Below are 19,660 nucleotides of genomic sequence, written 5' to 3' on the forward strand. Positions count from 1 at the left end.
AGGGCTTTTCTAATATGCGCAATTTCCGGGCGGGCACGGTACGAAATTGCGCGGTTTGACAGGGCGTCGGCGAGTGTCGCCGGCGAGCGCGCACGACTGCGCCGACCGGGGGTGAGCGCGATATGCGACGACTAGCCGATTTTGTGGTGCGGTGGCCCTGGGTAGTAATAGGGCTCTGGGTCGCGATTGCGGTCGCACTACCACTGACGTTCCCATCCCTCAACGAGATGTCCCAGAAGCATCCGCTTGCCATCTTGCCCAGCGATGCACCGTCGAGCGTCACCGCTCGAAAGATGACCGAGGCGTTTCACGAATCGGGCTCAGAAGACCTCCTGCTGGTGGTCCTGACCGACGACAAGGGGCTTGGCCCCGCCGACGAAGCCGCTTACCGCAAACTGGTGGACGCGCTGCGCCATGACACGCGAGATGTCTTGATGTTGCAGGATTTCGTCAGCACGCCACCCCTGCGTTCGGTCGTGACCAGCAAGGACCACAAAGCTTGGGTGCTGCCGGTCGGCGTCGCGGGCGAGTTGGGCACTCCACGGTCTTACGCCGCTTTCAACCAGATCGGCGACATCGTCAAACACGCCGTCGCCGGAACGCCCCTGACGGCAAATATCACCGGCCCCGCGGCAACCGTCGCCGACCTTACGGTCGCGGGCACTCGGGATCGGCTTCCGATTGAGCTGGCGATCGCCGTTCTGGTGCTCATCGTCCTGCTGGTGATTTACCGCAACGTGGTCACCATGCTGCTGCCGCTGGTAACGATCGGGATATCCCTGGTGATCGCGCAGGCGGTAGTGGCTGGATTCTCCCAACTGACCGGCTCGGGCGTCTCGAACCAGTCCATCATATTTCTGAGCGCGATAATGGCCGGCGCCGGAACGGATTACGCGGTCTTTCTCATCAGCCGCTATCACGACCATTTGCGGTTGGGTGCGGATTTCGATCAGGCGGTCAAGGGGGCAATGATCTCGATCGGAAAAGTGATCACGGCATCCGCCGCCACCGTCGGAATCACTTTTCTCGTCATAAGCTTCGCCCGAATGGGCGTGTTCAAAACGGTCGGAGCGTCGTCGGCGATTGGGATCGGCGTGGCGTTCCTCGCCGCGGTGACGTTGCTGCCGGCGATTCTGGTGCTCGCCGGGCCACGCGGCTGGGTCAAGCCACGGCGCGAACTGACCACTCGGTTCTGGCGGCGTTCGGGCATACGCATTGTGCGCCGGCCGAAGGTCCATCTGGTTGCCAGTGTGCTTGTGTTGATCATCCTGGCCAGCTGCGCCGGCTTGGTGCGCTACAACTACGACGATCGCAAGGCCCTGCGGTCTTCTGCACCGAGCTCCATCGGGTATGCCGCGCTGGATCGCCATTCCCCCGTGAATCAGTCCATTCCGGAGTACATCCTCATCCAATCACCGCATGACCTTCGCACGCCGCAGGCCCTTGCAGACTTGGAGCAAATGGCGGACCGAGTCAGCCAACTGCCGAATATCGCTGCAGTCAGTGGCATCACTCGTCCCACCGGAGCTGTGCCAGAGCAATTCAGAGCCACATATCAGGCGGGCGCTATCGGCACCTTTCTGGCCAGTGGGTCAAACGAGATCAACGACCACACCGATGACTTCAACCGGCTGGCCGAAGGGGCCGGCACGCTGGCCGACAACCTCGGCGATATGCGAGGCCAAGTCAGCCAGCTCGTTATCGGTATCCAGGGCCTGATCGACGCTTCGTCATCGATGAGAACCCAGTACAGTGGCGACACGTTGGTCAAGGAGGTCGACACCGCAGCCAAGCTCGTCGACGCCGTCAACTCGCTCAGCAATTCCATGGGCTGGAACTTTTCGGCCGCCAAGGACATGTTCGGCTGGATATTCCCGGTTCTGACGGCGCTGCAGGGCAACCCGGTCTGCGATCTCGACTCGTCCTGCAGCGCTACCCGCGGGCAGTTTGAGCGGCTGGTCGGTGCGCGCGATCAGGGGGACCTCGACCAGATCAATGATCTGGCTCGACAACTGCAGACGTTTCCAGACAGGCAGACCCTGAACGCATCGATGGACCGCCTGCGTGGTGCGTTCGCGAACGTCAGTAGGGTGCTGCATTCCATGGGGATGGACCAACCCGGTGGCCTGCAGGCAAACCTGAACAGCCTGCAAGATGGCGCAGCCCGATTCGCCGGTGGGAGCCGGCAAGTGGCTGACGCGGTGGCACAACTCGTCGACCAACTCAAACAGATGGGTGCCGGGCTCAGTGAGTCGGCGGCGTTTCTGCTGACGCTGAAACATGACGCGGCGCAACCGGCCATGGCCGGGTTCAATATCCCGTCCCAGCTGCTGCACTTAGAGCAGTTCAACAAGGCCGCCAAGATATTCATTTCGCCAGACGGCCACTCGGTGCGGTACTTGGTTCAAACCAAACTCAGTCCGTTCAGCACCGAAGCCATGGATCAGGTCAACGCAATCAGTGGAACCGCTCGGGGAGCCCAACCGAATACCGCATTGGCGGACGCCACGGTATCGATGGCGGGATACACCGCCAGCCTGCGGGACACGCGCGACTATTACGAACACGACATCCGGTTCATCATCGCCGTAACCCTCATCGTCGTGCTACTGACCTTGATCGCGCTGCTGCGTGCGGTTGTCGCGCCGCTGTATCTAGTTGCTTCCGTGGTGATTTCGTATTTGTCGGCGGTGGGCATTGGCGCGCTGGTATTTCAATTCATACTCGGCCAGCAATTACATTGGAGCGTGCCCCCACTAGCATTCGTGGTGTTGGTCGCGGTCGGAGCCGATTACAACATGCTGCTCGTCTCGCGAATGCGTGACGAGTCTCCGCACAGCATGCGTTACGGCGTCATTCGCACCCTGAGTTCGACCGGCGGTGTGATCACTGCGGCGGGTCTGATCTTCGCTGCCTCGATGTTCGGTCTCTTGTTTTCCAGCATCAGCACCGTGGTCCAGGGCGGTTTCGTGATCGGCGTCGGAATCTTGCTGGATACCTTCTTGGTGCGCACCGTAACGGTGCCCGCCATGGCTGCGCTGGTCGGGCGGGCGAACTGGTGGCCGGGACGGGTTCGCGCGCACGAGTGATGTATGTGAGACTACGAGACGAAGCCGAGGGGTCAGGAGTAGGGATGAAGAAACTAGTCGCAGGAGTTACGGCGCTGGTAACTGTCAGCGCCACAGGATATTTCGGTTTCGGAACCGCCTCGGCCGACGACACGCCCATCAGCGGGCCGCCGAGTCCCGGGGCGCCTGGCGATCAGACCGCCTACGCCCTCGGCGGCGCTCACGTCCTCGGCATCCCCTACGACCAATACATCCGCATGGAGGGCGCTGACTGGTTCCCCGGCCAGCAGCGACAAATCGTTCGCTACCCGGCGGGGCAGGTTCAGGGCCACGTGCTAGAGCGACTCTTCCCCGGCATCGGCAAGATCGATGAATCCTTCCCGGGCCTGGGTATGGACGGTCCCAGCGTCGGCGAGTCGGTCGACGAGGGAATAAACAACCTCGACGCGGCGATTCGCACCACCGGTCGCCCCGGTACGGCGATCGGCTTATCCGAGGGTGGGTTCGTCGTCGATGGCGCGCAGGCCCGACTGGCGACTGACCCGACCGCTCCCCCGCCGAACACACTGAACTTCGCCACATTCGGCGACCCGATCGGACATCACGCCTTCGGCCAGAGTTTCCTGACCGCCATGTTCCCGGTCGGCAGCGTTGTTCCCGCACTCGACTACACCATGCCGCCGCCATACGAGAGCCAGTACGACACCAACAGGTTCGTGGCTGCGTACGACTCGATCGCGGACTTCCCCGACCGGCCGGACAACCTGTTTGCTCTCGCCAACACGGTCATGGGCCTCGCCACCGGTCACACCGCGGTGGCCTTCACGAACGCGAGCATGGTGCCGCCGCAGAACATCAGAACGACGATCAACTCCAGGGGCGCGAAAGACACCACGATCATGGTCCCGGAAAAGCACCTTCCTCTTGTCATGGCGCTGGCCTACATCGGGATCCCGGAAGACACGCTGAACAAGCTCGACGCAATACTGACACCCCGGGTGAATGCGGGCTATGCGCGAAACGACGACCCGGCGACCGCTCCGGTTCAGGTGGACCCGGTGCATGGGTTCGACCCAGCGGCCGTCACTGCGCCGGCCAACCAGGCGACATTCGGCGGCGGCGCAGACCCGTTCTCGCAGATCCTGGCCGGTGCCATGTCCGTGTTGTCGCACGGCGCAGGCGAAGCCGGCGCCTGACTCCGAGCCGACGGATTCGACGAGTTATTACGGACGTAATGTGACGCCTATGTCTCCGCCATCTATTCTCGCCATGCTGCACGGGCGTGCCAGCCTGCGGCCCCATGACGTAGCGTTCACTTTTACCAATTACGACGACGACTGGGCGGGTGTTCCCGAGAGTCTCACGTGGTCACAGTTATCCCGCCGAACCCTAAATGTGGCACGCGAGCTCGACCTTTATGGGTCGGTCGGAGACAGGGCAGTAATCCTGGTTCCCCAGTCCCTTGATTACATTGCGGCATTCCTGGGATCCATGCAGGCTGGGCTTATCGCAGTTCCGCTCCCGTTGCCGCACCGCGGCTCGCGTGATGAGCGTGTAAGTGCGGTCCTTGCCGATACGTCGCCCTCAGTTGTTCTCACAACGTCCGCGGTCGCCGAAGATATCACCGAATATGTTGATCAAGCACGCCTGGACGCTGTTCCAAAGATCGTCGAAATCGATTCGATGAATCTGGACGTCGATGGCGGAACAAGCGTTCGGACAGCCGACTTGCCGAGCACGGCGTATTTGCAGTACAGCTCAGGTTCGACCCGACTGCCAACCGGGGTGATGATCTCGCACCGCAACCTCCAGGTGAATTTCGAGCAGCTGATGCGCAGCTTTTTCGCGGACTCCCACGTTAAACCCCCATCCACGATTGTTTCGTGGTTGCCCTTTTATCATGACATGGGTTTGGTGCTGGGAGTCTGCGCACCAATCCTGGGCGGCTTTCGCGGCGAGCTGACGAGTCCGATTTCGTTCTTGGAGAGGCCGGCCAGATGGATGCGATCTTTGGCCGGGAGTCCTGCGACGTGGTCAGCGGCGCCTAACTTCGCCTTTGACTTGGCCGCCCGCAAAACAACCGACAGCGACCTGGCCGGGCTAGACCTCGGCGGGGTGGTGGGCATCATCAGCGGTGCCGAACGTGTCGAGCCGGCCACATTGCAACACTTCGTTGATCGGTTTGCTCACTTCAATTTTCGGGACCATATGATGCGTCCTTCATATGGCTTGGCGGAGGCAACCGTCTTCGTGGCGGCTGGCACCTGGAGTGGATCATCGGAGGCGGTTCACTTCGATCTCGGGGAGCTGTCCGCGGGCCGCGTTCAGCGGTGTTCGTCAGGGACCGGCACAGAGCTGGTCAAATACAAAGTGCCACGATCACCCACGCTGCGGATCGTCGACTCCGACACATACCGCGAGTGCCCTCAGGGCGTGGTCGGCGAGATCTGGGTACATGGCGCCAATGTCGCCGACGGCTACTGGCGCAAACCGCCGGAGGAGCAGCGCTGCTTCGGCGCAATGCTCGTCGACCCTTCGCCGGGCACGCCTGACGGACCCTGGCTAAGAACCGGCGACCAGGGTTTCATCTCCGAGGGTGAGCTGTTCATTGTCGGCCGCATCAAGGATCTGCTGATCATCCATGGGCGTAATCACTTTCCCGAGGACATTGAGGCGACGATCCAAGAGATCACACGTGGTCGGGTCGCGGCGATATCGGTCCCGCTGAACAGTACCGAGAAGCTGGTCACCATCATTGAGCTCAAGAAGCGAGGCGATTCCAACGAGGAGGCGATGCACCGGCTCAGTTTGGTCAAAAGCGACGTCACCTCCGCGATATCCAACGCGCACGGGTTGAATGTCGGGGACCTCGTTCTGGTATCGCCCGGGTCGATTCCCACCACGACGAGCGGCAAGATCCGGCGCGCCGCCTGTGTCGAGCAGTACCGCCAGGACCAATTCACCCGGTTGGACGCCTAAGCCGACCCGTGGGCGCGTTCCCAGAATTACCAATGTTGGTCACTGTCCTGGTAATGGCCTTTGCCGTCAGCGTCGAACCGTTCCGAATCGGTATGGCCGTGCTCATGCTGAACAGGCCCAGACCGGCGCTGCACCTGCTCGCGTTTTTGTTTGGCGGTTTCGCAATGGGAACGACGGTGGGTCTGCTTGTCTTGTTCGTGTTTCGACGCAGACTGCTGGAGTCTAGCTACTTCACTTTGCCCAAAGTTCAGATTCTGATCGGGTTCCTCGCGCTATTGGTCGCTGTAGTCGTGGCCGTGCCCGTCCCCGGACGATTGGGCTCGCGCCCGGCAAGATTGGCGAGGCCGGCCCAACGATTGCTGAGCGCGTATTCGCTGTGGGTCGCGGGAATCGCCGGTCTCGGCATCGCATTGCCGTCGGTCGACTATCTTGCCACGCTAGCCGTCATACTGGCCTCCCGCGCGACAGCCCTGACGCAAGTCGCAGTGCTGCTGATGTACATCGTCGTGGCCTTCGCGCTCGTAGAGATTCCGCTGCTGGCCTATCTACTGGCGCCCAAGACAACCGCCATGTCGATGACAGCGCTGCACAACTGGATTCGATCGCGTCGCCGCCTTGAAGTTGCAATCCTGCTGGCCGCGGCCGGCTGTGTGTTCATCGCGGTCGGCATGGCCGGGCTTTGACCTTTTCTCAAACGCGAAAGCCCAGCAGCTTCAAGCCAATTGCATATCGAGGATCACCATAGACGTCGACGCTACTGCAGCTGTTTGCTGTGTGGTCACAATCGCAGTCGCCGCAACACAGCAACAGATGACGGGCCAAATTTTTAGCCGCGGCTAAGTTCGCTCTGAATATTGGGACGCCCGGCTCGTGTGCACGTGGACCCGGTTGAACATAATGAGTCCAACCGCACCGGCAAAGGAGCACCCGATGAGCACGACCAGCGCAGACCGTCCGTTTCGTGTGATCCAGTGGACCACCGGGAACATCGGGCGGCGATCGCTGCACGCCATCATCGGCAGGCCGGACATGGAACTGGTCGGCGTGTACGCGCACGGGCAAGACAAAGTCGGGGTGGACGCCGCCGAGCTGTCCGGCTGGCCGGAGCCGACCGGGGTCAAGGCCACCAATGACATCGATGCGCTGCTGGCACTTCGACCCGACGCGTGTTGCTATAACCCGTTGTGGGCAGGCGTCGACGAATTGGTTCGGCTGCTCGAGTCGGGCGTCAACGTGTGTACCAGCGCGGCCTGGATCACCGGTGGCAAGCAGACCCCGCAGGACCGGCTACGGATCCTCGACGCCTGCGAGCGGGGCGGATCGACGATCTTCGGCAGCGGTGCGCACCCCGGAATGACGAACCTGGTCGGCATGGCGCTCAGCGGATCCTGCGAACGGGTCGACGAGATCCGCATCACCGAGTCGGTGGACTGCTCGACCTACGAATCCGCGGAGACTCAGACCGCAATGGGTTTCTCGCAGGACCCCGATGCGCCCGGGCTGGCCGAGAATGTGCGACGCGAAAGCGAGGTCTTCGCCGAGTCGGCCGCGATGATGGCCGACGCGATCGGGGCGAAGCTGGACAAGATGACCTTCGATGTCACGTTCACCGCGGCCACCGGCGACTCCGACCTGGGTTTCATGAAGATCCCGGCCGGGACCGTCGGCGGTGTCTACGGCTATCACCGCGGCTGGGTCGGCGACCACAACGTGGTCAGCGTCGGGTTCAACTGGACAATGGGCAACCACGTGGTCCCGCCGAAACCGCTTGAGCACGGCCACGTCATTCAGGTGTTCGGTCTGCCGAATATGCGCACGGTTATCCACTGCCTGCCGCCGAAGGATTGGACCGAGCCGGGCTTCATGGGCCTGGGCATGATCTATACCGCGATGCCGGTCACCAACGCGGTGCCCGCAGTGGTCGCGGCCAGGCCGGGGATCGTGACATTGGCCGACTTGCCGCCCGTCACCGGCCGTGCGGCGGCGCAGCATTAAGTGCTTAGACAGCTGAAGGGAACCTAGCGGAACGCGGACGTGCCCTACCGTCTAGCATAGTTAGCCGAGCGAAGGTTCTCATCATCGGCGATGATGACTGAGGGACACGAGCTCAATCGGCACGGAAAAGACTGCGGACGGGCCGGCGGGAGGAGACCGAGTGAGAGCGATTTCGATTGGCGGTTTGCTCAGACGCTGGTGGATACCGTTGCTTCTAGTGGTCGTTCTGTCGGTTTCCGGACTCGTGGTGTCGCGCCTGCACAAAATATTCGGCTCGCAAGACCTGAATGCAAACGCGGGGGCCGGGATCAAGATCGTGCAGTTCAACCCAAAGGTCGTGAAGTATGAGGTCGACGGGCCGCCCGGCAGCACCGCGAATCTCAACTACTGGGACGCCGACGCCAACACACACCAGGTCAACGGCGCGCCGCTACCGTGGTCGTACACACTTTCCACCACGCTGCCCGCCGTCAGCGCCAACATCATGGCCCAAACCGACGCTCACCACATCAGCTGCCGCATCACCGTCGACGGCGTCCTCCGCGAGCATCAGAGCGCAGACGGCGTCAACGCGCAAACCTACTGCCTGGTGAAGTCCGCATGACCCGCGCCGGCGACGATGCATCGCGAAGCGATGGTGAGGAGCAGCGCTTCGACAACGCCAGCACCCCTTCAACCGAGCGCACCGAATCCGGGCACCGGCACCGACCGTTTATCCCGCACTTCGTCCGCATCTTCGCGATCCCGATCATCCTGGGCTGGGTCGCCCTGACCGTCATCGTCAACGTCGCCGTCCCGAAGCTGGAAGTCGTCGGCGAGGCGCATTCGGCTCCGATGGCTCCCCTTGACGCGCCGTCGATGAAGGCGATGATGCGGATGGGACACAACTTCCACGAGTTCGACTCCAACAGCACGGTGATGGTCGTCGTGGAAGGCCAGCAGCCACTCGGCGAGGCCGCACACCGCTATTACGACGACATCGTGCGCAAGCTCCGCAAGGACACTGCGCACGTCCAGCACATCCAGGACTTCTGGGGTGACAGGTTCACCGCGGCGGGCGCGCAGAGCGCCGACGCCAAGGGCTCCTACGTGCAGGTCAACATCGCCGGTAACCAGGGCACCACCCAAGCCAACAACTCCGTCGAGGCCGTCCGCAAGGTCGTCGATAACGAACCCGCACCGCCCGGGGTGAAGGCCTATGTCACCGGTCCCGCGGCGCTATCCGACGACATGCACGTCATCGGCAACGGCAGCCTGGCCAAAATCACGCTGTTCACGTTGGCCGCGATCGCAATCATGCTGCTGCTCGTCTACCGCTCGATCGTGACCACGCTGATCCAGCTGTTCATGACCTTCGTCGCGCTGGCCTGTGCACGCGGAATCGTCGCCGTGCTGGGCTACAACAACGCGTTCGGGCTCACAACCTTCGCCGCGAACATCCTGACGATGCTGGCGATTGCCGCCGGGACGGACTACGGGATCTTCCTCATCGGCCGGTATCAGGAAGCGCGCCTGGCCGGCGAGGACCGGGAGACCGCCTACTACACGACATTTCGTGGAGTCGCGCCCGTTGTACTGGGGTCGGGCCTGACGATCGCCGGTGCGACGTACTGCCTGAGCTTCGCGCGGCTGCCCTGGTTCAACACCATGGGCCCACCGGTGGCCATCGGAATGATCGTCGTGGTGTTGGCCGGCCTGACACTGGGCCCGGCGGTCGTCTTCATCGGCAGCCGGTTCGGGCTGTTCGAGAAGAAGAGCCAGTCCCGCGGCCGACTGTGGCGGAGGGTAGGCACCGCGGTCGTGCGTTGGCCCGCACCGATTTTCGCGGTGAGCGCGGCGGTCGTTCTGGTCGGTATGGTCGCATTGCCCGGGTTCAAGCCGAGTTACAACGACCGCCACTACCTGCCCGCGTCGGCGCCGTCCAACCTCGGGTATGCCGCGGCCGACCGGCACTTCTCCGAAGCCCGGATGAATCCGGACATCCTGATGATCGAGGCCGACCACGACATGCGCAACACGGCCGACATGCTGGTGCTGGACAAGGTCGCGAAAAACGAGATCCGCACCGTCGGTATCGCGATGATCCAGGACATCACCAGACCCCTGGGGATTCCTATTCAGCACAGCTCGATTCCCTTTCAGAACAGCATTCAAGGCCAGACGACCATGCAGAACATGGGCTTTCTGAAAGACAGAATGAACGACATTCTGAAGATGGCCGACGAGTTGGGGATCACAATAGACTACTTGGAGCGGCTGTTTAAGATCACGAATCAGCTGGCCGACACGACTCATGACACGGCCCGCCTCACAAGAGAAATAGTGGACGTCACCAACGAATTGCGCGACCACATCGCGGATTTCGACGACTTTTACCGCCCGATCCGCAGTTACTTCTACTGGGAGAAACACTGCTTCGATATTCCCGTCTGCTGGTCCTTCCGGTCGCTGTTCGACGCATTGGACGGAATCGATCAACTTGATGAAAAGCTGCAGGGCGTGTCAAAAGACATCGGGATTGTGGACGTGCTCACGCACGAAATAGCCGCGATCTTGCCGCCGCAGATCCAATCGCTGAAAACCACTCGCGCAATTACGCTGACCTTACATAGCACCTTTCAGGCGATGATCAATCAAATCGAGGCGATGAGCAACACGTCGATCGTCATGGGCCAAAGCTTCGACGCCTCGCGGAACGACGACTTTTTCTACCTGCCGCCCGAGGCGTTCGGCAACCCGGAATTCCTTCGCGGCGTGAAGATGTTCTTCTCCCCCGACGGAAAGTCGGTGCGGTTCTTCATCACTCACCAGGGTGACCCAATGACACCCGAGGGCATCGCCCGGGTGTCGGCCGAGCGAACCGCCGCCCAGGAAGGACTCAAGCAGTCGTCGCTGTCCGACGCCAGGGTCTATCTCGGCGGAACCGCAGCCACCTTCCGCGACATGGCCGATGGCGAGAAGTACGACCTGATGATCGCGGTGGTCTCGGCGTTGACGCTGATCTTCATGATCATGTTGCTGCTGACCCGGAGCGTGGTGGCGGCCCTGGTCATCGTCGGGACCGCGAGCAGCTCGATCGCGGCGTCCTTCGGACTGTCGGTCTTGATCTGGCAGGACCTGTTCGGTATACACGTCCACTGGATCGTATTGGCGCTTTCGGTCATCATCCTGTTGGCCGTCGGCTCCGACTACAACCTGCTGCTGGTCTCCCGGTTCCGAGAAGAGATTCACGCCGGACTCAAGACCGGATACATCCGGTCGATGGCCGGCACCGGCGCGGTGGTGACATCGGCGGGTCTGGTGTTCGCCTTCACCATGGCGGCGATGCTGGGCAGCGATCTGACCGTGCTGGGTCAGTTCGGCTCGACGGTCTGCATCGGGTTGCTGCTCGACACCCTGGTGGTGCGCACGCTGTTCATGCCCGCGCTGGCGACCCTACTGGGCCGCTGGTTCTGGTGGCCCCAGGTTGTCCACCCCCGCGGTGACAACGCCAAACCAAAGCCACGGCCGGCACCCATCGATGAGGACAACACCGCGCCATTGGCAGTGCAGAGATCGTGACCTAGTCGGGCGCGTCGCCGCCGACCTCGACACACACCGCGAGCGCGCCGGCGCCGACGTGCAAGGCAAGCACCGGGCCCAGGTCCGTGACGACCGTCGGCTTAGCCGCAGGCAAGCGCTCGGCCAGCGCGGCGACCAGGTCGGCCGCTCCGTCGGGATTGGCAACGTGGTGCACCGCGATCGCGGCTGAGCGCTCTTCGACGACTTCACACACCCGGTCGATCATTGTCGCGACCGCTTTGTTGGCCGTCCGAATCCGTTGCGCCAGAACGAGTTTGCCATCATCGATGCGCAGCAACGGCTTGAGCGACAATTTGGTGCCCAGCCAGGCACCGGCGCCGCCGATGCGCCCGCTTCGCCGTAGGTTGTCCAGCTGGAGTACGACGATGAACCCGTGATTGCGCGCCACCGCCGCGGCGGCAGATTCCGCGACCGTGGCCAGGTCGGCGCCGCCGGCGGCCGCCCGGGCGGCGGCCAGCGCGACGAAACCCGTATTCATCGCAGCCGATTTCGAGTCGATCACCCGCACCGCTGGACCGATTTCGACCGCAGTGGTCTCGGCCGCGCCAAAGGTTCCGGACAGCGCCGCCGAAAGGTGCACCGCCACTACCCCATCGCCTCCGCTGTCGGCCAGCGCCTGCCGGTATACCTCGCCGAGTTCCGCCGGCGTGGCGGCGGCGGTGGTGGCCTGACCGTAGTCGTGGATGTCGTCGGGAACATCATCCACGCCGTCACGCAGGTCGCTGCCGTCGACCAGGATGTGCAAGGGCACCTGACGTATTCCCCACTGCAAGCCCAGGTCATCGGGAAGGCGCGCCGACGAGTCAGTCACTACCACGACAGCCATATGAATTCAGCCGCGCGGCTTCTCGGTTTGATTGCGCGACGTCTCGTTGGACACGCCGGCTTCGGACAGCGCCTTGAGCATCAACTCCGCGACCGCCTGGTGGGCTTCGAAGTTCCAGTGGATACCGTCGGGGTTGCCGCGACCACTCATAACATGTTCGGCGACTGCGGATTTCAGGTCAACCAGTGGGATGTCGTGCTGCTGAGCCCATTGGGTGATCGCCGCGACCGTGCCGGCCCGGCCGTGATGGGCCTTCCCGTAGGTCTCGGCGATGTGCACCGACGGCAGCGACGCCACGATCGGGATACCGGGCCGATTGAAATCGATTGCGCCACGCGTCTGTTCAAGGTATTCAGCGGACAAGTGCGGTGGCAGCGCGGCTCTGGCCATCGGAGATAGCCGCGGCTGCACCCAACCATAGCCGTCGCGAACCCAGCGCCGCAGCCACGGCGGCCGTACGTAGCGGACGAGTTCACGCAACGCCGTCGGCAGCGGCGACGGCAGCGAATCCATTCCGCCCGTCGCGAAGATCACCGCCCCGGCGCGGGGCAACGCCGCCCAGGCCCGCGGGTCCTGAGTCGCCGCCCACCAGATATCGCGACACGTCCAGCCGATGCGGCCGATCAGCTCCAGATCCCAATTTAACTGCGAGGCAACAATGTTGGGCCAGATGCGTGGGTCGTCTGCGGGCAGGCCACCGGTCGGTCCGTAGTAGGCCAGTGAATCGGCGAAGATCAGCAGCGCCGGCCGCCGCCGTGGCTCAGAGGACATCGCCGGCGACCTGTGCCGAAGCGTTCCACACGTCAAGGCGCCAGCGAATGTCATCGACGTTGTCGGCGTCGGTCTGCGCGTCGGCGGAGTGTCCGACCAGCTGCGTCCAGCTGGCATTGCCCATGCCGCCCAGCACGGGCCAGTTGGCAACCGGCAGCCGTAGCAGCGCCGCGGTCAGCGCCGCGATCAGCCCACCGTGGGCGACCAGCACCACCGGCCGCGCCGGCTCCTCGTCGGCACCCCATTCGGGTTCACCGGCGACCAGCTCGGCGATCAACGGCAGGCTGCGCGCGGCCACGTCGACCCTGCTCTCGCCGCCGTGTGGCGCCCAGGTGGCGTCCTCGCGCCAGGCCAGCCGGGCGCCCGGCGCGACGGCGTCGATCTCGGCGTGCGTCATGCCCTGCCAGTCGCCGAGGTGGGTCTCGCGCAACCGGTTGTCGACCTGCACCCGCAAGCCCGTGCGCTCCCCCAGCGCGACCGCGGTGTCGTAGGCGCGTCGCAGATCCGACGACACGATCAGCAGCGGCTGGCGTTTGGCGAGCGCCTCGGCTGCGGCGACCGCCTGTGCGCGGCCCAGCTCACTCAGCTCGGTGTCGAGCTGACCCTGCATTCGGCTGCCGAGATTGAAGTCGGTTTGCCCGTGCCGCAGCATCATCAAGCGCCGGGTCGTCATGACCGGCTCGCAGAGTCCGCTGACAGGTCCACCGCCAGCACCGGGCAGTCACCCCAGAGCCGGTCCAGCGCATAGTAATTGCGTTCGTCTTGGTGCTGGATGTGCACGACGATGTCGACGTAGTCCAGCAATGTCCAGCGGCCTTCACGCGCGCCCTCGCGGCGCGCGGGCTTGTAGCCAGCCCGGCGCATCTTCTCCTCGACTTCGTCGACAATGGCGTTGACCTGCCGTTCGTTGGACGCCGAGGCGATCACGAAGCAGTCGGTGATGACCAGCTGACCGGAAACGTCGATGACGACGACATCCTCGGCAAGCTTCGACGCCGCCGCGCGCGCGGCGACCGCGGCCATCTCGATCGCCTCCGCGGTGGCCGTCACGTGTCGTCCCGGGGCTTGCGGTAGAGCTCGCGTTTGGAGATGTACTGCACGACGCCGTCGGGCATCAGATACCAGAGCGGGCGTCCTTCTGCGGCACGCCGACGGCAGTCGGTGGACGAAATTGCCAGCGCGGGGATTTCGACCAATGTCAACGCGTCTTCAGGCAACCCGTCGAGGACGCCGGTGAGATGTTCGCGGCCCAGTTCGTAGCCCGGCCGGCTGACCCCGACGAAGCGCGCCATCGCGAACAGTTCCTCCAAGTCCTGCCACGACAGGATGGAGGCGAGCGCATCGGCGCCGGTGATGAAGTACAGGTCGGAGTCGGGGTTGAGTGTGTGCAACTCGCGCAATGTGTCCTTGGTATAGGTGGGCCCGCCGCGGTCGATGTCGACCCGGCTGACTGAGAAGCGGGGGTTGGCCGCAGTGGCGATCACGGTCATCAGGTAGCGGTCTTCGCCGGCACTGACCAGGCGGCTTTTCTGCCAGGGCTGATTGGTCGGTACAAACGCCACTTCGTCCAGGTCGAAGAGGTCGGCCACCTCGCTGGCCGCGACGAGGTGGCCGTTGTGGATGGGATCGAACGTCCCACCCATCACTCCCAGCCGCCGCTTTTGCATGGTTTGCCAGCTTACTTGAGCACTTCGGAGAACCCGATTTACGCGAGCGTCACTCCAACGTGACAGTGGTGGCCCGGCGCCACTCCAGCGTGTCCCTCGCAAGCGGGCGGTGCCCCCAGCTCGGCGGCCGGTGCTCCCCCAGCTCGGCGTACCGCTCAGACCGGCAGCAGTTGGTCGATCACCGCCGCCAGCTGCTTGGCGGAGCGGCATTCGTGCATGGTGATCACCTCTTGGTAGCGGGGTACGGCCGAGTCGCCGCTGCCCCACAGGTGCTTGGGCTCTGGGTTGAGCCAGTGCGCGTGCCGGCTGGCGGTCACCATGTGAGCCAATACGTCGGTGGCCGGGTCGCGGTAGTTGGTGCGGCCGTCACCGAGCACCAGTAACGAGCTGCGCGGTGACAGCACGTTCGGGTGCGCCTGAATGAACGAGACGAACGCGTTGCCGTAATCACTGTGGCCGTCGCGGGTGTAGACACCGGCTTCCCGGGTGATCCGCTGGATCGCCACGGCCAAGTCGGCATCCGGGCCGAACAGGTGGGTCACCTCGTCGGCAGTGTCGATGAAGGCAAATACCCGAACGCGGGAAAACTGTTGGCGCAGTGCGTGCACCAACAGCAGGGTGAAGTGGCTGAAGCCGGCGACCGACCCCGACACGTCGCACAACACCACCAGTTCGGGGCGCGCCGGGCGCGGTTTGCGCAGCACGAGGTCGATCGGCACGCCGCCGGTTGACATCGACTTGCGCAACGTCTTGCGCAGGTCGATCGCCCCCGCACGGGCACGGCGCCGGCGAACGGCCAACCGGGTGGCCAGGGTGCGCGCCAGCGGCTGCACCACCCTGCGCATTGCGCGCAGCTGCTCGCCCGAGGCACGCAAGAATTCGACGTTCTCGGCCAGCTGCGGGATGCCGTACATCTGGACGTGGTCACGGCCGAGTTGCTCGGCGGTACGTCGCTTGGTCTCGGCGTCGACCATTTTTCTCAATTGCGTGATGCGCTGCGCGGCAAGCGCTTTGGCGATCTGCTCTTGGGTCGGCGTGGGTTCGTCGCCGTAGGGAGCCAGCAGGCCGGCCAGCAGCTTGCCTTCTAACTCGTCCAGCGCCATCGCCTTGAGCGCCTGATACGACGAGTATGACGGGCCGCGGCTTGAGTTGTACCTGCCGAAGGCGTCGACGATTTGCGCGATCATCGCCACCAGCCGCTCATCCATGTCAGCGAGGTCGGCATTGTCGGTGAGCAGATCCCGCAGCATCTGCCGCATCGCCTCGACGTCGTCCGGCGGCAACTGGAAATCGGGATCGGCCTCGGCCTCTTCTGTCACCACCGCACGTGCACCCAGCGCGGCGGGCCACCACAGGTCGAACATCGCCTCGTAGGTCTCACGGTGCTCAGGTCTGCGTAGCACCGCACAAGCGAGGCCCTCGCGCAGCACCTCCCGGTCACCGAGACCAAGGACCGCCATCACCTTGCCGGCATCCACCGTCTCCGACGGGCCAACCGAAATACCTTGCCCGCGAAGCGCTTCGACGAATCCCACCAGATGACCCGGTAGGCCGTGCGGGGCAAGCGGATGGCTGGGACGAACGCGACGGACGGCCATCAATCCCCCTAGTTCAGCCGAAGTTCGCCGGTGGCGCGTTTCTGATCGGATTGATGTTTGAGCACCACGCCCAGCGTGGCGGCGATGGTCGCGTCGTCGATGGTGTCCATGCCCAGCGCTAGCACCGTGCGTCCCCAGTCGATGGTCTCGGCCACCGACGGCAGCTTCTTGAGCTGCATTCCGCGTAGCACGCCGATGATGCGCACCAACTCGTCGGCGATGTGTCCGGGCAGTTCGGGGACGCGGGACAGCAGGATGCGGCGTTCCAGCTCGGGGCTGGGAAAGTCGATGTGCAAAAAGAGGCAACGGCGTTTGAGCGCCTCGGACAGCTCGCGGGTGGCGTTGGAGGTCAGCACCACGAACGGCGCGCGCTGGGCGGTGATGGTGCCCAGCTCGGGGACCGTCACCGCGAAGTCGGACAGCACTTCCAGCAGCAGACCCTCGATTTCGATGTCGGCCTTGTCGGTTTCGTCGACCAGCAACACCGTGGGCTCGGTGCGCCGGATCGCGGTCAGCAGCGGCCGGGACAGCAGAAACTCCTCGGTGAACACGTCGGTCTTGGTCTGGTCCCAGTCCCCGGAGCCGGATTGGATGCGCAGAATCTGCTTGGCGTGGTTCCACTCGTAGAGCGCGCGGGCCTCGTCGACGCCTTCGTAGCACTGCAGGCGAACCAGACCGGATCCGGTGGCCTGCGCGACAGCGCGGGCCAGTTCGGTCTTGCCGACCCCCGCCGGTCCTTCCACCAGCAGCGGCTTGCCGAGCCGATCGGCGAGGAAAACGGCGGTCGCGGTGGCGGTATCGGGCAAGTAGCCGGTTTCGGCCAGCCGTTGGCCGACGTCTTCAATGTCGGCGAACAGCGGAGCCGGCCGCGCGGGCACACTCACTTTTGTTTTCTCCTCAGCATTCAGGCCGGGCGAGTCTGGCCGTCTCCCCAGACGATCCACTTGGTCGAGGTCAATTCCGGCAGTCCCATCGGGCCGCGGGCGTGCAGCTTCTGAGTGGAGATGCCGATCTCGGCGCCAAACCCGAACTGCTCACCGTCGGTGAAGCTCGTCGATGCGTTGACCATTACCGCGGCCGCATCGACTCCCTCGGTGAACCGTTGGGCGGCAGCCATATTGGCGGTAACGATGGCCTCAGTGTGTCCGGTGCCGTATTCGTTGATGTGCGCGATCGCCGCGTCGACACCATCGACAACGGCGACCGCGATCTCCATCGCCAGGTATTCGCGGCGCAAGTGGGCCTCATCGGGGTCGAGATGCACCGTCACACCGGCGTCTTGCAGGGCACCGATCAGCCGCGGCAAGGCCCGGCTGGCGATTGCGGTGTCGATAAGTAACGTCTCGGCGGCGTTGCAGACGCTGGGCCGACGGGTCTTGGAGTTCAGCAGAATCCGCTCGGCCATCTCGAGGTCGGCGGCATCGTGCACGTAGACGTGGCAGTTGCCGACACCCGTCTCGATGGTCGGCACTTGGGCGTCGCGGACGACGGCGTCGATCAGGCCGGCCCCCCCGCGCGGGATCACCACATCGACCAGGCCTCGGGCCTGGATCAAGTGGGTGACAGTAGAGCGGTCGGCGGCCGAGAGCAGCTGGACGCCGTCGGCGGGCAGGTCCTCCCCCTGCAATGCAGCGCGTAACACGGAAACCAGCGCCTCGTTGGACTTCGCCGCGGACGCACTGCCGCGCAGCAGGGCGGCATTGCCGGACTTGAGCGCCAAACCGAACGCGTCGACGGTGACGTTGGGCCGGCCCTCGTAGACCATCCCGATCACGCCGAGCGGAACCCGCTGCTGGCGCAGCGCCAACCCGTTGGGCAGGGTATAGCCGCGCAGCACCTCTCCGACCGGATCGGGCAGTCCCGCGACCTGCCGCAGGCCGGCGGCGATTCCCTCGACGCGCTTCGGGTCCAATGCCAACCGGTCGATCATGGGGGTCGGTGTCTCCGCCGACCGCGCCGCGTTCAGATCTTCGGCGTTAGCCGCCAAAATACGGTCGGTGTTGGCCACGATTGCTTCCGCGGCGACACATAGCGCCTGGTCCTTGGCGACCGTCGGCAATGAGGCCAGCACGCGGGCGGCGGCCCGCGCCCGGCGCGCGGCGTGGTGCACCTGTTGGCGCAAGTCGGGAGCCGACGGAGCATGCACACTCATTAACCAAGGGTATCGAGTTTCCTACGGCCCGGTTGACACGGCCCGGTCGACCGGGCCGTGCCACCCAACGGGACGCGCTAGATGGCGGCTGAAATCTCGTTGAGCATCGCAATTCCGGCGTTATCGGCCACCAAGTTCGGCTGAGTCTTGTTCCAGCAGCCGTTGAGTAGGACCGCGATACCCAGCGGCTCGTGGGTGGCGCTAGCCATAGTCATACCGACCCAACACGAACAGCCGCCCAACGATGTCAGGCCATTCTTCCAGATAATCTGCGGCGTTCCGGGTCTAACATCCCAGGCCAGTCCCATGTTCGCCGGTCCGCGCCGGGATTCGCCGCACATGTTCAGCGACAACGGGGAGTACTGGGTCGTCGAAGCCAGCGCTTCCATCAGCGGTGACGCTGATTGGCAGCCTCCAGATGCGTCAGCAGCCAGGTATGCATATCGGTAGCCGACGACTTGATATGCGCGATGATGACGTCACAGAAAGCTTGCACAAGGTGGCCCAACATGATTGGGAGAATTCGCGTCCGCTCGATTTAACCGACCAAGGACTGCTTGCCGACCTCGAAGAGCACTACGCGGACAGCGCCGAGAAGCTAGCGCTCGCCGAACACCACCAAAAGCACAAATAGGCGATCAGTTCGCCAGTGGCTTGCGTCCCCATACAGATTGGGTCAACTGGGTCCGGTAGGTGAAAGTCGGGTCCTCGTAAGCTTGCCGCATCTTGTGTACCTCGGCTTCGCTGAGCACGCCGCGATCGATGACCGCATCGTCGATCCGTTGCCAGGTTTTGATCCACATCTGCGAGAACGGGTCGCCCCCATGCACCACAGGCGTGACGCCCCCGTTGCCCAGCTCCACCAGCCCAACCGCCTCCATGTAGCGCAGCAAGACCCGAACCGGAAATCGGCAATCTTTGCCGCCGAAGCGAGCTCAACGCGTTTGCGATAGCACGAGTCGAACAGGTGATACGGCGCGCGAGTTCGTCTTGCCAGCCGGCGTCTGCGGCGAAGTAGTGGC

The 19,660-nt window shown here is 63.8% G+C and carries 18 protein-coding genes; 8 read left to right on the forward strand and 10 right to left on the reverse strand.

Features of this window, described 5'->3' with window-relative positions:
- Window positions 1–122: 122 nt before the first annotated feature.
- From ACLQI9_RS19980 to ACLQI9_RS20010, 7 genes are all read left to right on the forward strand, one after another.
- Window positions 123–3,089, forward strand: coding sequence for an MMPL/RND family transporter (locus ACLQI9_RS19980; protein WP_442392054.1), 2,967 nt, complete (start codon window positions 123–125; stop codon window positions 3,087–3,089).
- Window positions 3,090–3,133: 44 nt separating this feature from the next.
- On the forward strand, window positions 3,134–4,264 hold the full coding sequence (pe, locus tag ACLQI9_RS19985; RefSeq protein WP_442382341.1) for an acyltransferase PE: 1,131 nt from the start codon (window positions 3,134–3,136) through the stop codon (window positions 4,262–4,264).
- A 49-nt stretch (window positions 4,265–4,313) separates the two neighbouring features.
- Window positions 4,314–6,047, forward strand: coding sequence for an AMP-binding protein (locus ACLQI9_RS19990; protein WP_442382340.1), 1,734 nt, complete (start codon window positions 4,314–4,316; stop codon window positions 6,045–6,047).
- Between the two features lie 32 nt (window positions 6,048–6,079).
- A complete protein-coding gene (locus ACLQI9_RS19995) occupies window positions 6,080–6,730 on the forward strand; it encodes a GAP family protein (protein WP_442382339.1) in 651 nt (216 codons plus the stop codon).
- 247 nt (window positions 6,731–6,977) lie between these two features.
- Window positions 6,978–8,042, forward strand: coding sequence for an NAD(P)H-dependent amine dehydrogenase family protein (locus ACLQI9_RS20000; protein ID WP_442382338.1), 1,065 nt, complete (start codon window positions 6,978–6,980; stop codon window positions 8,040–8,042).
- A gap of 184 nt (window positions 8,043–8,226) precedes the next feature.
- On the forward strand, window positions 8,227–8,646 hold the full coding sequence (locus ACLQI9_RS20005; protein WP_442382369.1) for an MmpS family transport accessory protein: 420 nt from the start codon (window positions 8,227–8,229) through the stop codon (window positions 8,644–8,646).
- On the forward strand, window positions 8,643–11,603 hold the full coding sequence (locus tag ACLQI9_RS20010) for an MMPL/RND family transporter (RefSeq protein ID WP_442382337.1): 2,961 nt from the start codon (window positions 8,643–8,645) through the stop codon (window positions 11,601–11,603). Before ACLQI9_RS20005 ends, ACLQI9_RS20010 begins: the two co-directional genes overlap by 4 nt.
- A gap of 1 nt (window position 11,604) precedes the next feature.
- Here the strand turns inward: ACLQI9_RS20010 and ACLQI9_RS20015 are convergent, their stop codons facing one another.
- From ACLQI9_RS20015 to ACLQI9_RS20055, 9 genes are all read right to left on the reverse strand, one after another.
- The gene (locus ACLQI9_RS20015; RefSeq protein ID WP_442382336.1) at window positions 11,605–12,450 is read right to left on the reverse strand and encodes a DegV family protein; all 846 of its coding nucleotides are present in this window, start codon (window positions 12,448–12,450) and stop codon (window positions 11,605–11,607) included.
- Between the two features lie 6 nt (window positions 12,451–12,456).
- A complete protein-coding gene (gene octT, locus ACLQI9_RS20020; protein WP_442382335.1) occupies window positions 12,457–13,221 on the reverse strand; it encodes a diglucosylglycerate octanoyltransferase in 765 nt (254 codons plus the stop codon).
- Window positions 13,211–13,894 carry a glucosyl-3-phosphoglycerate phosphatase gene (gpgP, locus tag ACLQI9_RS20025; RefSeq protein WP_442382334.1) on the reverse strand — a complete coding sequence of 228 codons (684 nt, stop codon included), beginning with the start codon at window positions 13,892–13,894 and terminating at the stop codon, window positions 13,211–13,213. The genes octT and gpgP overlap by 11 nt, the downstream gene beginning before the upstream one ends.
- Complete coding sequence (rsfS, locus tag ACLQI9_RS20030) at window positions 13,891–14,271, reverse strand: ribosome silencing factor (RefSeq protein ID WP_442382333.1); 381 nt, start codon at window positions 14,269–14,271, stop codon at window positions 13,891–13,893. The genes gpgP and rsfS overlap by 4 nt, the downstream gene beginning before the upstream one ends.
- On the reverse strand, window positions 14,268–14,888 hold the full coding sequence (nadD, locus tag ACLQI9_RS20035) for a nicotinate-nucleotide adenylyltransferase (RefSeq protein ID WP_442382332.1): 621 nt from the start codon (window positions 14,886–14,888) through the stop codon (window positions 14,268–14,270). Before nadD ends, rsfS begins: the two co-directional genes overlap by 4 nt.
- 155 nt (window positions 14,889–15,043) lie before the next feature.
- Complete coding sequence (locus ACLQI9_RS20040; RefSeq protein ID WP_442382331.1) at window positions 15,044–16,486, reverse strand: vWA domain-containing protein; 1,443 nt, start codon at window positions 16,484–16,486, stop codon at window positions 15,044–15,046.
- An 8-nt stretch (window positions 16,487–16,494) separates the two neighbouring features.
- On the reverse strand, window positions 16,495–17,370 hold the full coding sequence (locus tag ACLQI9_RS20045) for an AAA family ATPase (RefSeq protein ID WP_442382330.1): 876 nt from the start codon (window positions 17,368–17,370) through the stop codon (window positions 16,495–16,497).
- A 20-nt stretch (window positions 17,371–17,390) separates the two neighbouring features.
- Complete coding sequence (locus tag ACLQI9_RS20050; RefSeq protein WP_442382329.1) at window positions 17,391–18,638, reverse strand: glutamate-5-semialdehyde dehydrogenase; 1,248 nt, start codon at window positions 18,636–18,638, stop codon at window positions 17,391–17,393.
- A gap of 77 nt (window positions 18,639–18,715) precedes the next feature.
- A complete protein-coding gene (locus ACLQI9_RS20055; protein WP_442392055.1) occupies window positions 18,716–19,027 on the reverse strand; it encodes a hypothetical protein in 312 nt (103 codons plus the stop codon).
- Between the two features lie 5 nt (window positions 19,028–19,032).
- Here ACLQI9_RS20055 and ACLQI9_RS20060 point away from each other — a divergent pair, with 5 nt between their 5' ends.
- A complete protein-coding gene (locus tag ACLQI9_RS20060; RefSeq protein WP_442382327.1) occupies window positions 19,033–19,272 on the forward strand; it encodes a hypothetical protein in 240 nt (79 codons plus the stop codon).
- Window positions 19,273–19,276: 4 nt separating this feature from the next.
- On the opposite strand, the gene ACLQI9_RS20065 is transcribed toward ACLQI9_RS20060, so the two are convergent.
- Window positions 19,277–19,531 (reverse strand): hypothetical protein, encoded by a 255-nt coding sequence (locus ACLQI9_RS20065; RefSeq protein ID WP_442382326.1) that lies wholly within the window; start codon window positions 19,529–19,531, stop codon window positions 19,277–19,279.
- Window positions 19,532–19,660 lie beyond the last annotated feature (129 nt).

Source organism: Mycobacterium sp., from assembly GCF_052143115.1.
Lineage (GTDB): Bacteria > Actinomycetota > Actinomycetes > Mycobacteriales > Mycobacteriaceae > Mycobacterium.

What these genes read in the sequence shown, in the direction of transcription:
- ACLQI9_RS20010 (WP_442382337.1), top strand. Translation starts at nt 8,643, where the DNA reads ATGACCCGCGCCGGCGACGATGCATCGCGAAGCGATGGTGAGGAGCAG.
- ACLQI9_RS19990 (WP_442382340.1), top strand. Translation starts at nt 4,314, where the DNA reads ATGTCTCCGCCATCTATTCTCGCCATGCTGCACGGGCGTGCCAGCCTG.
- ACLQI9_RS20000 (WP_442382338.1), top strand. Translation starts at nt 6,978, where the DNA reads ATGAGCACGACCAGCGCAGACCGTCCGTTTCGTGTGATCCAGTGGACC.
- octT (WP_442382335.1), bottom strand. Translation starts at nt 13,221, where the DNA reads ATGTCCTCTGAGCCACGGCGGCGGCCGGCGCTGCTGATCTTCGCCGAT.
- gpgP (WP_442382334.1), bottom strand. Translation starts at nt 13,894, where the DNA reads ATGACGACCCGGCGCTTGATGATGCTGCGGCACGGGCAAACCGACTTC.
- ACLQI9_RS20015 (WP_442382336.1), bottom strand. Translation starts at nt 12,450, where the DNA reads ATGGCTGTCGTGGTAGTGACTGACTCGTCGGCGCGCCTTCCCGATGAC.
- ACLQI9_RS20050 (WP_442382329.1), bottom strand. Translation starts at nt 18,638, where the DNA reads ATGAGTGTGCATGCTCCGTCGGCTCCCGACTTGCGCCAACAGGTGCAC.
- nadD (WP_442382332.1), bottom strand. Translation starts at nt 14,888, where the DNA reads ATGCAAAAGCGGCGGCTGGGAGTGATGGGTGGGACGTTCGATCCCATC.
- ACLQI9_RS19980 (WP_442392054.1), top strand. Translation starts at nt 123, where the DNA reads ATGCGACGACTAGCCGATTTTGTGGTGCGGTGGCCCTGGGTAGTAATA.
- ACLQI9_RS20055 (WP_442392055.1), bottom strand. Translation starts at nt 19,027, where the DNA reads ATGGAAGCGCTGGCTTCGACGACCCAGTACTCCCCGTTGTCGCTGAAC.
- pe (WP_442382341.1), top strand. Translation starts at nt 3,134, where the DNA reads ATGAAGAAACTAGTCGCAGGAGTTACGGCGCTGGTAACTGTCAGCGCC.
- ACLQI9_RS19995 (WP_442382339.1), top strand. Translation starts at nt 6,080, where the DNA reads ATGTTGGTCACTGTCCTGGTAATGGCCTTTGCCGTCAGCGTCGAACCG.
- ACLQI9_RS20040 (WP_442382331.1), bottom strand. Translation starts at nt 16,486, where the DNA reads ATGGCCGTCCGTCGCGTTCGTCCCAGCCATCCGCTTGCCCCGCACGGC.